Source organism: Cyclobacterium lianum, from assembly GCF_900143075.1.
GTDB lineage: Bacteria > Bacteroidota > Bacteroidia > Cytophagales > Cyclobacteriaceae > Cyclobacterium > Cyclobacterium lianum.
In genome coordinates, this window is record NZ_FRCY01000005.1 from 403,012 (window position 1) to 417,504 (window position 14,493).

Consider the following 14,493-nt stretch of genomic DNA (forward strand, 5'->3'; position numbering starts at 1 on the left):
ATAGAACCGGATGGATCCGACTGGTAAAAAGGACCGGTATGAAGTAAAACTACCAGTAACTGGGGACTGTCCTCATCCAGGGTACGCGCCAGTGAGAGCAGGAACGGCAGCCGTACGAAGCAAACCAGACCTATACCTGATAAAGCAGCGATGTTAGAGCAGCCGCTCAGGCGGGTAATGTTACGCTAATGTCTTTCTGCCTGCATTCGCAGGATTGTAGCAAGCAAATTATTGTCATTATGAAATTGGAAACCAAAGCGGTTCACGGGGGCAACCAGGTCAGCGACCCCACAAAACCTGTCATACAACCCATCACCCTATCCAGCACCTTTGGACATCAGGAGGATTCGATGGTATACAGTCGCCTGGACAACCCCAATCGCAAATCTCTGGAAAATGTCATGTCTGCCTTGGAAAACGGGGCCGATGCAGCAGCTTTTTCTTCTGGCAACGCTGCTGCCAATGCCGTATTTCAGGCACTACCGGCAGACGCCCATATCATCGCTCCCGATGACATGTACCATGGACTGAAAACATTATTGCTCAACGTGTTTAAACATAAAATAGCGGTGGATTTTGTAGACCTCACCAAACCCGAGTCTGTAGCCGCTGCTATACGGACCAATACCCGCTTGCTTTGGATAGAAACGCCCTCCAATCCCTTACTTAAAATTTCCGATATACAGACCTTATCCGGGCTGGCTAAAGAAAACGGCATTATGGTCGCCTGTGACAGCACTTTTGCCAGCCCGGTATTTCAGCAACCGATCAGTCTGGGAGCAGATCTGGTGATGCACAGCAACACCAAGTATATTGGTGGGCACAGTGATATCATAGGCGGTATTTTGATCACCAAAGAACAAAATAGCTTCTGGCAACAGATCAGGGATGTCCAAGCATTAGGCGGAGCAGTTCCTTCTCCATTTGATACGTATTTTCTGTGCAGGAGCATCAAAACGCTCCCCTATCGCATGCAGGCGCATGCAGCCAATGCAGCAAAAATTGCGGAATACCTGAACGGACATCAGTCCGTCGAAAAAGTATATTATCCGGGTTTAACAGAGCACGAAGGTCACCGTATAGCAAGTTCCCAGATGCAGGGATTTGGCGGAATGTTGTCATTTGTCATCAAAGGTACTGCCGATGATGCCGACAAATTTATTGATAAACTGCGCTACTTCACCAATGCTACCAGCCTGGGGGGAGTGGAGAGTCTCATAGAAAGGCGATCCAGGGTACAGGGCGTAACCCCGGGAATACCGGAACAGTTGATCCGGATGTCAGTAGGGATAGAAAATATCGGGGATTTGCTGGAAGACCTCGAGCAGGGCTTATCTGGGTTTTAGTCATCTATCTTGACCATTTCCTTGCCAGAGGGAGCAGTTGTATGTCTTTTTTCGAGACCTTTATGTCCGGCATCGCTGGTTTCGGAATCCTTGCTTTCACTGTTTTTCTTTGGTTTAGACAGCGTCACCTCCATATCAGCGCCCGACTCAATTTCTATTTTTCCGGAATAAACATTTCCTCTCATCCTGGCTTCGGCCGTAAATCTGGCTAGTTCATTTACAAATATATCGCCCTTGACCTCCCCCATCACGCAAATTTCAGAAGCCCGGATATTGCCAATGATTTTTCCGGATATTCCCACAATCACCTTTTTTCCAGTAGTAACATCCCCAAGGACATCGCCTTCGATCCGGATATCACTGCTTGCTTCTACATTGCCTTTGATATTTAATCCCGGTGCAAAAACTGAAGTTGCGCTAGCCATTTCCATTTCTTCCTGAATTTTTCGTTCTTTAGTCCACATAAGGTCAACTGCTCATTTGATTTTATTTATTCCATACCACCGGCAATATATCAGTTGTAATCGACCAGAGGTCAGGCAAATATAAAAAATAATGGCTAAAATTCTTAGTATACCGGGCGAAATGAATCTGCTCAGCTTATCCTGCCCAGCCCTCTCTGTCAAGACTTCGGTATTGAATGGCTTCGGCCAGGTGCTCTACCCTGATTTCAGCGGATCCATTCAAATCTGCAATGGTCCTGGACACTTTTAGAATTCGGTCATAGGCCCTGGCTGAGAGCCCTAACCTTTCCATCGCCGTTTTCAGCAGGGTTTTCCCGGCCTGATTGATTTTACATATTTCTTTGACCATGTGAGAGGGCATCATCGCATTACAATGCACGTCGGCATTTTCGTTAAACCTTTTCAATTGCCGCTCCCTGGCTCTGCCTACCCGCTCCCGAATGGATTTGCTGGATTCTGACCGGGCTTCAGATGTCATCTCATCGAAATTCACCGGGGTCACTTCCACATGCAGGTCAATTCTGTCCAAGAGGGGACCACTCACTTTATTGAGGTATTTCTGTACCACTCCCGGTCCGCAGACACATTCCTTTTCAGGATGGTTGTAAAACCCGCAGGGACAGGGATTCATACTTGCGATCAGCATGAAATTGGCGGGGAAGTCCACAGAAATTTTGGCTCTCGAAATGGTCACTTTTCTTTCTTCCAGTGGCTGCCGCATCACTTCCAGTACAGTTCGCTTGAATTCCGGCAACTCATCCAAAAAGAGTACACCATTGTGCGAAAGGGATATTTCACCGGGCTGTGGATTGCCCCCACCACCGACCAATGCGACATCGCTGATGGTATGATGAGGAGAACGAAAAGGCCTGCGAGCTACAAGCGATGCTTCCGGACCGAGTTTCCCAGCCACGGAATGAATTTTGGTTGTTTCCAGGGCCTCCTGAAGGCTTAGGGGAGGCAATATGGAAGGCAATCGTTTTGCCAGCATGGTTTTTCCGGCTCCGGGAGGACCTATCATGATCACATTGTGCCCACCAGCCGCAGCAATTTCCATGGCCCGCTTGATATTTTCCTGACCCTGCACATCAGCAAAGTCGAAGTCATAATCTTCCATGGAGTTGTAAAAAATATTTCTCGTATCTGTCACCAGGGGGGAGATTTCCTCTTTCCCTTCTAAAAAATGAATGGCTTCCTGAAGGGTCTCCACACCGATAATGTCCAGTTTGTTGACGATGGAGGCCTCTCTTGCATTTTCCTTGGGCAAAATGAAGCCCTTAAAACCTCTTTTCCTGGCTTCAATGGCAATGGGCAATACGCCCTTAATAGCGCGCAATTTCCCATCGAGTGAGAGTTCCCCCATGATCACATATTCTTCCAGAGCAGGAAAAAAAGATTGCTCTGAGGCTTGCAGAATACCCATAGCGATAGGTAAATCGTAGGAAGACCCCTCCTTTCTGATATCTGCCGGCGCCAGGTTGATCACCACCTTTTGCCGGGGCATCCGGTACCCGTAAAATTTCAATGCAGACTCTACCCTTTGCTGGCTTTCCTTTACTGCGCTATCGGGTAGGCCCACCATATAAAAACTGGTCCCCTGACCCACATTGACTTCGATCGTGATCAGGTTTGCATCTACGCCGGATACGGCACTCCCAAAAGTTCTGGCTACCATAAATACAGCTTCAAGTGAAAAATCTAATTCAGGCCAAAATCACATTTTATTTAAAATTTTCTCTGGGTTTGATGGCAGAAGAGTCTTTGTCCTCCGGCTGCTCGTCAATTTTCTTATCCATACGTTCCATCTTTACTCCTCGTTCCAGATCAAACACCAGCGCTTTCAATTCCTTCTTTTCCAGCTCCAATTTTCTGATCCGGCTGTTCAGACTGCTTAGGTGCCCCCAGCCCGTTCCCCAGGTAATCAAATAGACTACCAGGCCTGCCAACAACCAGGAAACTACCTCTGCTGCCTCCGGGCTTCCTCCCCACATCCTATCATAGGTCAGAAAATAAACGAGGCCCAGGCCGAAAAACAATGCCGTTAGAAGTTGAAATATGTTGCTGACTTTTTTCATAAATCTGTTGATTAGGGTTTTCTTAACACAATATACTAAACAGACTGCATTTGGGAAAGTTTATTATACAATCCGTTATTCGATACCAATTGCTCGTGAGTGCCCCTTTCCACAATCTTCCCTCCCTCAATAACCAATATCTCATCGGCATACTGAATGGTACTCAGCCTGTGAGCGATCACCAGGGAAGTCCTGTTTGCCATCAGATTGGCCAATGCTTCCTGCACCAATCGCTCTGATGCCGTATCCAGGGCAGAGGTGGCCTCATCCAAAATCAAAATATCGGGATTTTTCAATACCGCCCGGGCAATACTCAAGCGCTGTCGCTGCCCGCCCGAGAGCTTTGTCCCCCGCTCTCCGATATTGGTATGGTACCCATGCTCCAGCTCCATGATAAAATCATGGGCATTGGCAATTTTTGCTGCCCTCTCTACTTCTTCTTTTGCAACCCCTTCCATTCCAAAGGCGATGTTGTTGAAAACAGTGTCGTTAAACAAAATCGATTCCTGCGTGACGATACCCATGATTCGGCGAACATCGTTTTTCTTTAAGGTTTTCAGATCCATACCATCTATTTTGATCTGACCTAAGGTAGGATCATAAAAACGAGGCAATAAGTCCGCAAGAGTAGATTTGCCACCACCCGATGGCCCGACCAAAGCGATCGTTTTCCCTTTCCTGAGTTCAAAATTAATGTCTTTCAAAACGAGTGATTCCTGATAGGCAAAGCCTACATTCTCAAAAACCACCGCCTCCGAAAACCCCTTGAGCTCCCTGGCAGCAGGTTGATCCTCTATCATCGGCCTGGCATCTACCACACCAAAAATCCTTCTTGCGGACGCCAACCCGCGTTGAATGCTACTAAGTGCCCTCGAAATTTCTTTGGCAGGATTCAAAACCTGGGTAAACAAAATGATATAGGCAATAAACTCACTTGCACTTAGCGAAGAATTGTTGTTCAACACCAAATTGCCCCCGTATAGTAGAATTCCGGCGACCACCGTCACCCCCAGAAATTGGCTGATGGGTGAAGCCAATTCGTACTTACGGGCCATGGAAACATTTATTCTGGCGTATCGATCTGTTTCCGTTTCAAATTTCTGCTGTACAAATCTCCTTGCACCAAAAGCTTTTACGACCCGCATACCGCCGATTGTTTCATCCAGAATATTGACAATTCTCCCTAGTGATTCCTGACTTTGCTCAGCTGTCTTTTTTAATCTTTTGGTCACATAGCCGATTACTGCCCCCGACACCGGAATAAGCAATATGGTGAACAGGGTAAGCTGCACGGACATAAAAAACAATACTGCAAAATAAAGCACCACTGTAACCGGTTCTTTGAAAACTACCCGCAGGGATTGAACGACGCTATTTTCCACCTCCTGAATATCATTCGTCATTTTAGAGATCAAATCCCCTTTCCGCTCATCCGAAAAGTACCCCAGGTGCATGCTGCTGACGGAATTAAAGATATGTGTACGCATTCCCTGGATGATGTCGGCCCTCACTTTTGCCAGGACCACTCCCGATAGGTAGGCAAAAAGGTTACTCAAAAATACTGAGATCACTATGATGATACATACATATACAAGTGTCCCGAATTTCCCGTAAAGTGTAGCGATTTCCAGAAAATAATGGTTAAACAAATGCATGAAATACTGCAACGAAAAGGAGAACTCAGGCCTGGAGCTGTATTCCTGCAACTCCTCCGGACCCACCTGCTCAAATATCACGTCAAAAAGCGGTTTCAACAGCGTGAAATTGAGCAGTCCAAAAACGATGGCCAGCAGGGCATAGAGTACATAAATGGGAAAATACCGCCTGTAGGGGCGGGCATAGGCAAGAATGCGCAAATAGGTATTCATAGGACCTTAAGTCATTTGAGCGCGCAATTTACAACTTTTTTGAGGGGATTGAGGCCTGAGTGCTGCGCGGCAATCAAAAATGAGGATCAAATCTTCCCATATTCAGGCGCAAGGCCATCTGACCAAACGCAGTATCCGGCAGGCTTCCTGCTCCTCCCTTGTCTTTCCTGATGGTGTGGGCAAAATCCAAAAATAAATTGTGCCGCAACATGTATTCTGCCTGCAGCGTAAACATGAGGGTTTCTTGCCGAACCCCCTGTCCGATAAAATTCCCGAAAAGCCCCGTACTGGTCTGTTGCCTGCTTTTCCGAATATCCCCCCCAAAATTAGCCGATTTTCCCGGATCCACCCCCTTCGTTTGAAATACAAAGATGCCGTTCAGCCTAAGTTTGGGAAGGGGTTGAAATGTAGTGCTCGCCATGAATTCCCTGAAGTTAGCCCCCAATGGGTGTGTCAGGGGTATGTTGTAATTGGTATAGGATTGATACGCAAACTTTTCCTGGTAGGTAAAGGGTCTGGCATGATTGTATTCTATTTGCATGTCCAGGTTACTGATACCTGCCAGGGATATATATTTATAGCCAAGCTGAAAACCATGCTTGTTTCTGCTGGAGCCTTTGCCGGAAATGCCAAAAAACTCATTGAAAACAAATTCATCCAAAACAAATTGCCCATAGGCCTGCATGTTTCGTGCCGGGTGCCATTTAAAATCTGCACCGAGCATCACTTTGTCAGGGGTGCCCAATTGATGCTCCACCCAGCGGTAAAAAATAATTGGATTCAGGTAATTCCAATCCATCTGGCTGGCCATGACAGATTCATACACCCCCAAATTGAATCGATTGCCCAAATTCAAGCCCAGACGATGAAAGGAAAACCATTTTTGGGGATACCGCCCATCTGTGGGAAAACCCCTGTCGGTAATGATATCTGCTGTCATTTGCCCCCAAAGGTTTGTAAAACTGAGGCGCCCGATCTGCGTATTCAATTTCAGAAAAACAAAGGGATTGGAAAAGTCTGAGAGGACAAACGACCGAAATCCCTCCCCAATGAAATGACTATCGTGTCCGAAAACGACCTGAATATGCTCGGTCGCTTTGAAATTCAGGTGGCCACGTGCGGAGAAAAAACTGTAGCCCTGCTCCCCGTATCGCTTCCAGAAGCCCTGGCCCGGAATGGCACCCTGATGGCTGACGTATCGTTTGATCCAGGATGGAAAAACCAAATCGGTGGTGGCTAACATGGTATAAAAACCTATCTTGCGGTCAATGCTGCCCCGAAGAGCAACACCTCTGGTATTCCTGAATCTTAAAGCATTTTCCTGGCTTTCAATGCCGCCTTGCAGGTAAATGATCGGATTGATGTGGACATCCAGCACCGGATCCCGGTAGTAATAAAAATCAGCGGGACGCTGGTAAATGTGCTTACCCAGTGGGGTCTGGGAGGGAGACAGGGTATCGGATACATATTCCCAGCTATCCTGCAACAAAAAATTGAGATTGAAAGCATCCACCGCAGAGAGCGCTGGCACAGACTGCTTATAGGCTGCTACAAATCCCGCCACGGCCTTTCTGGTGTAGGGTTTCGTTCCGGAATGAAACTGTTCTGTAAATGCACCTTGTTTTATTTCGTATCTTTCGATCAGCTGGTAGTAGTCCCGGTCAAAGGGCAGAAATGGACTCTGCGACAGGGAATAGGTGGTGGTATGTGCTGTCAGGAATATAAAAATAAAAAATGATCTCATACTAAACTCTCCTATACCTGAAGGACCGACACATCCGCATACCGGAAATGCCTGTGATCCTGCAGCTTCTCTCCAAAGACAAACTTTCGCATAAAATTAAGGAAGTATTTTATATTTGAAAGGGAATATTTTGGAGAAAATTATAAAATGAGGTAAATTTGTGCCTCAATTTGGAGAAGTAAAAAGATAACAGACCATATAATGAAAAAAGAAATCCATCCCAATTACAGAGAAGTAGTATTTTTGGATACTTCAAGTGATTATAAGTTTATTACCAAATCTACAATAGAAACCGGTGACACCATTACCTGGGAAGATGGCAAAGACTACCCTCTGGTGAAGGTGGAAGTAAGCTCAGCCTCACATCCGTTTTATACTGGCAAGAAGATGCTGTTGGATACTGCTGGTAGGGTTGAGAAATTCAACAGAAGGTACAAGAAAGATTAATTTCTCAAGCACAATCTTTGAGATATAAGTCTACCGGAAGTTTAATTCCGGTAGACTTTTTTATTTTTGTGTCATGGACCATATCATGATGTTTGACGATCCCCGCAGCCGGGGCAATTTGTTGCCTTTTACCTTTACCCGGCCTGTGGCTGAAATCAGGATAGGGATTTTGAAAATCAGCGAAAAATGGGAACATCGCCTTCAGGCGAAGCAGGTGGGATTCCTTACTCAGGATTATTTGCAAACCCGATACCCCTCACTATCCGCTCCGGCATTGTACATCAATGGCGCCTTGTGTCCGGATGATGAGCTGGTACAGGCCGTTGAGGCATTGAATACCAACGAATCGCTCTGGCACCAGGACACCCTTTTGGCCAGCTATCTGGACAAACCCGGGCAATTTCAAACCGATCATATCCCTCAGAAAAAAAGAGTAGACTACGAAAAGGATATCCGACTGCTGGGAAGAAACTGGCAAATATTTCAATGGAACGGATCGGAGATCGCCAAAGATTTTGAAATCCTTACAAAAAGGCGGGTCTCCTGGGGAACCGACGACCCGCATACCCACCTGTACAATGAACCGGATATTTTTATTGAGAAGGGAGCGAAAATCAAGGCTGCGATACTCAATGCCAGCAATGGCCCCATTTATATTGGCAAGCATGCAGAAATCATGGAAGGAGCACTGATCAGGGGTCCTTTTGCCCTTTGTGAAGATGCAAGCATCAGTATGGGCGCAAAGATCAGGGAAAATACTACGGTAGGCCCTAAATGTAAAGTAGGTGGAGAAGTATCCAATGTCGTTTTTATGGGATATAGCAATAAATCGCATGACGGCTACATGGGTAATAGTGTAGTGGGTGAATGGTGTAATTTTGGTGCCAATACGGTGGTCTCCAACCTGAAAAACAACCACATGCCGGTGAAGGTCTGGGACTATACCAAGGGAGGCTTTGGCGATACCGGATTGCAATTTTGCGGATCAATGGTAGCAGACCATGCCAAGTTGGGCATTGGTACCACCTTGAATACAGGTACTGTCATTGGAGTGGGCGCCAACTTATTCGGAGAAGGATTTCCCCGTAAATTTGTTTCCTCATTTGCCTGGGGCGGAGCCGCAGGGTTCAGTACGTTTAAATTGATGCGATTCGAAGAAACGGCCCAAAAAGCCATGGCCTTTAAAGGGATGGAATTTGGCGAGGCAGAAAGGGCCATCTTGCAGAAAGTGTTTGAACTTACCAGGCCATACCGGATTTGGGATAAAGAATTTTAATACAATCACATGCTTTTTTCATCTATTCCCGGGCTCGGGGAGACCAAACAGAAATTAATTCAGGCGATTCAAAAAGATCACCTTGCCCACGCCTTGCTTTTCCATGGAAAAGAGGGGAGCCCAAGCCTGACCTTGGCGCTGGCAATGGCCACCTTTATCAATTGCGACCAACCGCAGGAGGAAGATGCCTGTGGCAAGTGCCCGTCGTGTCTGAAAATGGAAAAATTGGTCCATCCGGACCTTAATTTTACCATCCCACTTCCCGCCGCGCCTAAGAAAAAGACGGATAAGAAAGAGGAAGAAGCGTCTGACTTCACGTCTCTCTGGAGGTCCTTCGTTCTGGAAAAACCCTACGGTAACTTTCAGGACTGGAATGCGCACCTGGGAATCAACAAACCGCTGAGCATATCCAAATCCGCTGCGAGAAACGTAGTCAAAACGCTCTCCCTCAAATCGTTTGAAGGAGGCTACAAGATGATGCTGATCTGGGCACCGGAAACCCTCAACCTTTCCTCTGCCAATGCACTGCTCAAAATCCTGGAAGAACCACCGGAAAAAACCATTTTTCTTATGGTCAGCCAGCAGCCTGAAAGCCTGCTAACCACGATATTATCGAGGACACAGAAAATACATGTCAGAAATTTTACCGATGAGGAAGTACAGCATTTTTTGGTAGAACGGTCATTGGCCAGCTCCATAGCTGCGCAGCAGATCGCTCCATTGGCCGATGGCAATATGCGCGAAGCCATCCTGCTATCACAAAATGTCGATGATAAAAACACCCTGCTTTTCAGAGACTGGCTGAGGAATTGTTATAAAGCAGACATTCAGTCACTGATTGATTTTTCAGAACGCATCAGCGCTGCAAGTAAAGAGGAGCAAAAATCAATACTCCTCACCGGGATCAATGTAGTCAGGGAGGCCCTGCTCAACAGGAGCCAGCTGACAAGCCTGATGCGGAGCGGCGAAACGGACAGGGAGTTTATCGTGAATTTTAGCAACACCGTTCTGAATGATGAAAAAATCATGGAAATTTACCGCTTGCTTAACGAGGGCCATTATCACATCGAAAGGAATTTAAATTCCAGGATCCTGTTTCTGGACATGGCTTTTAGTCTGGCCAGAATAATCCGGGCCGAATAGTTTTAAAGCCAGGGAGAAGCCCGATAAGTATCCGAAATAAATTACCTTTGAACCCATGGAAAAACAAGTAATTGGAAGAAAAGAACGCATTTCCCTTCCCGATTGGGGTATTGGGTCAGTAATTGCAAAAGTGGATACCGGTGCCTACAATTGTACCATACATGCCTCATCCGTCAACGAGGTCCGGGAGGGTGGAGACACATTTTTGGAGTTTGTTCCGCTGGCCCCCAGTCATGCTGCATATACCGGTGATAAAGTAAAAACCAAAACGTATAAAGTCAAAAAGGTGAAAAATTCCTTTGGCCAGATAGAAAAACGCTACCTTCTCCGTACCACTCTTGCTCTCGGAGACTTTACGTTTCCTGCCGCATTCACCCTTTCTGACCGGTCAGAAATGAAAAATGCAGTGTTGCTGGGAAGGAAAATCCTGAAAGGCAGGTTTATGGTGGACGTAGATAAAGTCAATCTGATCGGGAAAACCGGGTAAAAAAAAACAGCAATGAAAATAGCCATACTGTCCAGAAACTCAAATTTGTATTCTACCAAAAGGTTGGTCCAGGCGATTCGGGAAGCCGGACATGATGCCATGGTAATCGACCATTCAGCCTGCGATTTAATTATTGAACAAAATGGCCCCTATATTCTTTACAAAGGCGAAAAACTCACTGCTATTGATGCCATTATCCCTAGAATTGGTGCCTCCGTTACTTTTTACGGGACGGCAGTAGTCCGGCAATTTGAGTTGATGGGGGTATTCTCAGCGGTGGAGTCTCAGGCGATTGTGCGCAGCCGGGACAAGTTGAGATCCTTACAAATTCTATCACGGGAGGGGCTGGGAATGCCAAAAACGGCCTTTACCAATTTTTCAAAAGGGGGTGAAAAGCAGTTGGTAGAAATGGTGGGGGGTGCTCCCCTGATCATCAAATTGCTGGAAGGCACACAGGGCCTCGGAGTGGTATTGGCGGAAACAAAAAAAGCAAGCCAATCGGTCATTGAAGCCTTTCACGGGCTCAAAGCCAGAATCATAGTACAGGAATTTATAAAAGAGGCCAAGGGAGCAGATATCCGGGCCTTTGTGGTAAATAACAGGGTAGTAGGAGCCATGAAACGGCAGGGAGCAGAAGGAGAATTCAGGTCAAATTTACACCGTGGCGGAAAGGCGGAAGTCATTCGGCTAAGCCGCCTTGAAAAATCAGCGGCACTAAACGCAGCCAAAGCACTGGGCCTGTCTATAGCAGGAGTAGACATGCTGCAATCTGACCGTGGCCCATTGATATTAGAAGTCAACAGTTCGCCGGGACTGGAAGGCATAGAAAAAGCAACAGGCATCAATATTGCCGGAAAGATCATTTCCTATATAGAAAGTGCCGTAGAGAAGAAAAACATGAAAAGAAAAAACGGGCAGCAATGAAACCGATTCGAATAGGAACAAGGGGAAGCAAACTGGCGCTATTTCAGGCCCACCATGTCGCAAACCTTTTGGAACAAAAAGGGATTTCTTCAGAAATTGTCGTTATAGAAACCAAAGGAGATCAGGTACTGGATGTTGCCATTTCAAAAATCGGTAGCAAAGGCGTATTTACGGAGGAGTTGGAAAATCGACTGGCAGAGGGCTTGGTGGACATTGCCGTCCACAGTGCCAAAGATCTGCCGTCACGCCTTCCGGACGGATTTGAGGTAATCGCCTTCACAGAGCGGGAAAAAGTAAATGATGTCATCATCAGTCACCATGACAAACTGCCTGATCTGGCTGCGCAGAAAGTGCCTCTGGTTTTGGGTACCTCCTCCACAAGAAGAATTGCTACTCTGAAGCATTTCTACCCCAATGTGAAGACCACAGATATCCGTGGAAACCTGCAAACCAGAATTGCGAAAATGGAGAATGGTGTCTGTGATGGCCTGCTGCTGGCTTACGCGGGTGTCCATCGAATGGGCTATGACCATCTGATCCGGAAAGAACTGAACCTGCAGCAATTTATACCGGCCGTGGGGCAGGGAAGCATAGGCATAGAAGCCTGCCATCATCTTGCCCCGGATACCAGAAAAGCCATCATCGATGCGGTAAATCACCCCGCTACGGCCATTTGCCTGCGGGCCGAGCGAAGTTTTCTGAAAATTTTGGAAGGAGGATGCAGTATTCCTGCATTCGCTTTGGCCCAATGGCAGGGAGAGCAGGTGGAATTAAAGGGAGGATTGATGTCTCTGGATGGAAAAAACCGGCTCTACGACAGCTTTACAGGAACAGAAAACGAGGCGAAAAAATTGGGTAACAGGCTGGCAGAAAGCATTCTCAGCCGCGGAGGTGCGCAGATCTTGAAGGAAATAAAAAACAAATTGAATGAATAGAAGTAAAACGATAGGTCGGATAATCGGCCTGGCCTCCCTGAGTCTGATGCTTTCCTGTGCCACCGAAAAAGACTATCTGGTGACCATCGATACGCGGTTTGGCAAAATGTACGCGATATTGTATGATGAAACCCCGGGCCACAAAAACAATTTTATTGAACTGGCAAGTTCGGGGCGCTACGATTCAACGGAGTTTCACAGGATCATCGATGATTTCATGATCCAGGGTGGGGATGTATTTGGCAAAGAAAACCTGCCTGAAGAGCAATGGTATACCATCCCGGCGGAGTTTGATCCCGCATTGATTCATGAGAAAGGCAGTATCGCCGCTGCCCGGCAAGGGGACAATATTAACCCGGAACGGGAATCCAGCGGGTGTCAGTTTTACATTGTGGAAGGCAGGGTGTATGCAGAGCAGGAACTTACCGTCGACATGCAGAAACTCCGGCTTGCCTTTTCGAAATACATCCAATTGGACAGCAACACTGATTTAAGGGAAAAGTACAGGGAATTTTACGAAAATCAGGAAATTGACAGCTTAAATGCACTGATGCTTTCCAATAAAGTAGTGTTGGAACAATTTTTTAACTTAAATTTGGGAAAAGACGTCCGCGAAAACCAAATCGAGGCCTACACCAGCGTAGGAGGTACACCTCACCTGGATGACACTTACACCGTATTTGGCAAAGTGATTAAAGGACTGGAGGTAATGGAGGAGATCACACAACTGGAGAAAGGCCCGAATGACAAACCCGTTAAGCCAGTTTTTATCAAAGTGAATGTTGAATTAATGGCCAAGAAGAAAATAGCTGAAGAATATGGATATCAATATCCTGAAGAGTGAAAAACCCAAAATACTGATTACAGGAGCCAACGGTTTGCTGGGGCAGAAAATCGTCAAAAAGATTCTTATAGACGGACAGTTTGAAGCCATAGCTACCGGAAAAGGCCCGTGCAGGCTGCCAGGAGAGTGGGATGGATACGATTATGAGGAGATGGACATCACCAATCACAGGGAAGTCATGCAGGTTTTCCAGATCTATGCTCCTCAATATGTCATCCATGCCGCTTCTATGACCGACGTTGACCGGTGCGAGGTGAGCCGGCACAATTGTTATGAGCAAAATGTCAAGGCCACCAAAAATATCATCCATGCCTGCTCCCGGAGTAAGGCTCACCTGATTTTTATTTCAACAGATTTCATTTTTGACGGAAAAAACGGCCCTTATGATGAGGAAGACAAACCTAATCCACTTAATTTTTATGGTCAGACCAAGTTAGAGACAGAGATCGCCGTCCGGCAGTATCCCTACCACTGGTCAATAGTTCGGACAAATCTGGTGTATGGCATCTCCCACGACATGAGCCGTTCCAATATCATCCTTTGGGTAAAAAAGGGCTTGGAACAGGGCAAGACACTGGAGTTGGTTGATGATCAATTCCGAACACCTACCCTGGCAGAAGATCTGGCGGAGGGTTGTTTGCTGATTGTCACCAAAAAGGCCTGTGGAATTTTCAACCTGTCCGGCGAGGAGCTGCTCACTCCCTATGACATGGCCGTGATGACCGCCGAATTTTTTAATCTGGACAAGAAAAAAATCAAAAAAACCGACTCAAGTCATTTTGGTCAGGTAGCGATCAGGCCTTTGCGTACAGGGCTTATCATCTCAAAAGCCAAAGAAATCCTGGGATTCAGCCCAAAAAGTTTTGAGGAAGGAATTGGTATTATGGCAAAACAAATTAAATTAGCCGATTATAAAACCTGACATTCTTTTTTATTTTGT

14 protein-coding genes are annotated in these 14,493 nt (G+C 46.5%); 9 read left to right on the forward strand and 5 right to left on the reverse strand.

The annotated features are described in order from the left end of the window. Positions 1-239 precede the first annotated feature (239 nt). Positions 240-1,346, forward strand: a complete 1,107-nt coding sequence (locus tag BUB19_RS10880) for a trans-sulfuration enzyme family protein (RefSeq protein WP_073094554.1) — start codon at positions 240-242, stop codon at positions 1,344-1,346. Here BUB19_RS10880 and BUB19_RS10885 read toward each other — a convergent pair. The 5 genes from BUB19_RS10885 to BUB19_RS10905 form a co-directional block, all read right to left on the reverse strand. Next, the gene (locus tag BUB19_RS10885; RefSeq protein ID WP_073094555.1) at positions 1,343-1,810 is read right to left on the reverse strand and encodes a bactofilin family protein; all 468 of its coding nucleotides are present in this window, start codon (positions 1,808-1,810) and stop codon (positions 1,343-1,345) included. The genes BUB19_RS10880 and BUB19_RS10885 overlap by 4 nt on opposite strands. A 136-nt stretch (positions 1,811-1,946) precedes the next feature. Then, a complete protein-coding gene (locus BUB19_RS10890) occupies positions 1,947-3,485 on the reverse strand; it encodes a YifB family Mg chelatase-like AAA ATPase (protein WP_073094556.1) in 1,539 nt (512 codons plus the stop codon). A 46-nt stretch (positions 3,486-3,531) separates the two neighbouring features. After that, positions 3,532-3,885, reverse strand: a complete 354-nt coding sequence (locus BUB19_RS10895) for a hypothetical protein (RefSeq protein WP_073094557.1) — start codon at positions 3,883-3,885, stop codon at positions 3,532-3,534. A gap of 35 nt (positions 3,886-3,920) precedes the next feature. After that, positions 3,921-5,753, reverse strand: a complete 1,833-nt coding sequence (locus BUB19_RS10900; RefSeq protein ID WP_073094558.1) for an ABC transporter ATP-binding protein — start codon at positions 5,751-5,753, stop codon at positions 3,921-3,923. Positions 5,754-5,826: 73 nt separating this feature from the next. Beyond that, on the reverse strand, positions 5,827-7,497 hold the full coding sequence (locus BUB19_RS10905; RefSeq protein WP_073094559.1) for a hypothetical protein: 1,671 nt from the start codon (positions 7,495-7,497) through the stop codon (positions 5,827-5,829). 201 nt (positions 7,498-7,698) lie between these two features. Between BUB19_RS10905 and BUB19_RS10910 the strand changes: the two genes are divergently transcribed. The 8 genes from BUB19_RS10910 to BUB19_RS10945 all read left to right on the forward strand — a co-directional run bounded on the left by BUB19_RS10910 (position 7,699) and on the right by BUB19_RS10945 (position 14,475). Continuing rightward, positions 7,699-7,944, forward strand: coding sequence for a type B 50S ribosomal protein L31 (locus BUB19_RS10910; protein ID WP_073094560.1), 246 nt, complete (start codon positions 7,699-7,701; stop codon positions 7,942-7,944). Between the two features lie 73 nt (positions 7,945-8,017). Then, positions 8,018-9,220 carry a GlmU family protein gene (locus tag BUB19_RS10915; protein ID WP_073094561.1) on the forward strand — a complete coding sequence of 401 codons (1,203 nt, stop codon included), beginning with the start codon at positions 8,018-8,020 and terminating at the stop codon, positions 9,218-9,220. A gap of 9 nt (positions 9,221-9,229) precedes the next feature. Continuing rightward, entirely contained in the window at positions 9,230-10,363 is a 1,134-nt protein-coding gene (locus BUB19_RS10920) for a DNA polymerase III subunit (RefSeq protein WP_073094562.1), read from the forward strand. A 55-nt stretch (positions 10,364-10,418) separates the two neighbouring features. Continuing rightward, positions 10,419-10,850, forward strand: coding sequence for an ATP-dependent zinc protease family protein (locus BUB19_RS10925; RefSeq protein ID WP_073094563.1), 432 nt, complete (start codon positions 10,419-10,421; stop codon positions 10,848-10,850). Between the two features lie 12 nt (positions 10,851-10,862). Continuing rightward, on the forward strand, positions 10,863-11,774 hold the full coding sequence (gene rimK, locus BUB19_RS10930) for a 30S ribosomal protein S6--L-glutamate ligase (protein WP_073094564.1): 912 nt from the start codon (positions 10,863-10,865) through the stop codon (positions 11,772-11,774). Continuing rightward, complete coding sequence (hemC, locus tag BUB19_RS10935) at positions 11,771-12,709, forward strand: hydroxymethylbilane synthase (protein ID WP_073094565.1); 939 nt, start codon at positions 11,771-11,773, stop codon at positions 12,707-12,709. The genes rimK and hemC overlap by 4 nt, the downstream gene beginning before the upstream one ends. Next, positions 12,702-13,553, forward strand: coding sequence for a peptidylprolyl isomerase (locus tag BUB19_RS10940; RefSeq protein WP_073094566.1), 852 nt, complete (start codon positions 12,702-12,704; stop codon positions 13,551-13,553). Before hemC ends, BUB19_RS10940 begins: the two co-directional genes overlap by 8 nt. Further along, a complete protein-coding gene (locus BUB19_RS10945) occupies positions 13,528-14,475 on the forward strand; it encodes an SDR family oxidoreductase (RefSeq protein ID WP_073094567.1) in 948 nt (315 codons plus the stop codon). Before BUB19_RS10940 ends, BUB19_RS10945 begins: the two co-directional genes overlap by 26 nt. Positions 14,476-14,493 lie beyond the last annotated feature (18 nt).

Bases quoted from the DNA above. Each gene is read 5' to 3' on its own strand.
- BUB19_RS10880 (WP_073094554.1), top strand. From the start codon at position 240: ATGAAATTGGAAACCAAAGCGGTTCACGGGGGCAACCAGGTCAGCGAC.
- BUB19_RS10895 (WP_073094557.1), bottom strand. From the start codon at position 3,885: ATGAAAAAAGTCAGCAACATATTTCAACTTCTAACGGCATTGTTTTTC.
- BUB19_RS10925 (WP_073094563.1), top strand. From the start codon at position 10,419: ATGGAAAAACAAGTAATTGGAAGAAAAGAACGCATTTCCCTTCCCGAT.
- BUB19_RS10920 (WP_073094562.1), top strand. From the start codon at position 9,230: ATGCTTTTTTCATCTATTCCCGGGCTCGGGGAGACCAAACAGAAATTA.
- BUB19_RS10900 (WP_073094558.1), bottom strand. From the start codon at position 5,753: ATGAATACCTATTTGCGCATTCTTGCCTATGCCCGCCCCTACAGGCGG.
- BUB19_RS10890 (WP_073094556.1), bottom strand. From the start codon at position 3,485: ATGGTAGCCAGAACTTTTGGGAGTGCCGTATCCGGCGTAGATGCAAAC.
- rimK (WP_073094564.1), top strand. From the start codon at position 10,863: ATGAAAATAGCCATACTGTCCAGAAACTCAAATTTGTATTCTACCAAA.
- BUB19_RS10910 (WP_073094560.1), top strand. From the start codon at position 7,699: ATGAAAAAAGAAATCCATCCCAATTACAGAGAAGTAGTATTTTTGGAT.
- BUB19_RS10945 (WP_073094567.1), top strand. From the start codon at position 13,528: ATGGATATCAATATCCTGAAGAGTGAAAAACCCAAAATACTGATTACA.
- BUB19_RS10915 (WP_073094561.1), top strand. From the start codon at position 8,018: ATGGACCATATCATGATGTTTGACGATCCCCGCAGCCGGGGCAATTTG.
- BUB19_RS10885 (WP_073094555.1), bottom strand. From the start codon at position 1,810: ATGTGGACTAAAGAACGAAAAATTCAGGAAGAAATGGAAATGGCTAGC.
- BUB19_RS10940 (WP_073094566.1), top strand. From the start codon at position 12,702: ATGAATAGAAGTAAAACGATAGGTCGGATAATCGGCCTGGCCTCCCTG.
- hemC (WP_073094565.1), top strand. From the start codon at position 11,771: ATGAAACCGATTCGAATAGGAACAAGGGGAAGCAAACTGGCGCTATTT.
- BUB19_RS10905 (WP_073094559.1), bottom strand. From the start codon at position 7,497: ATGAGATCATTTTTTATTTTTATATTCCTGACAGCACATACCACCACC.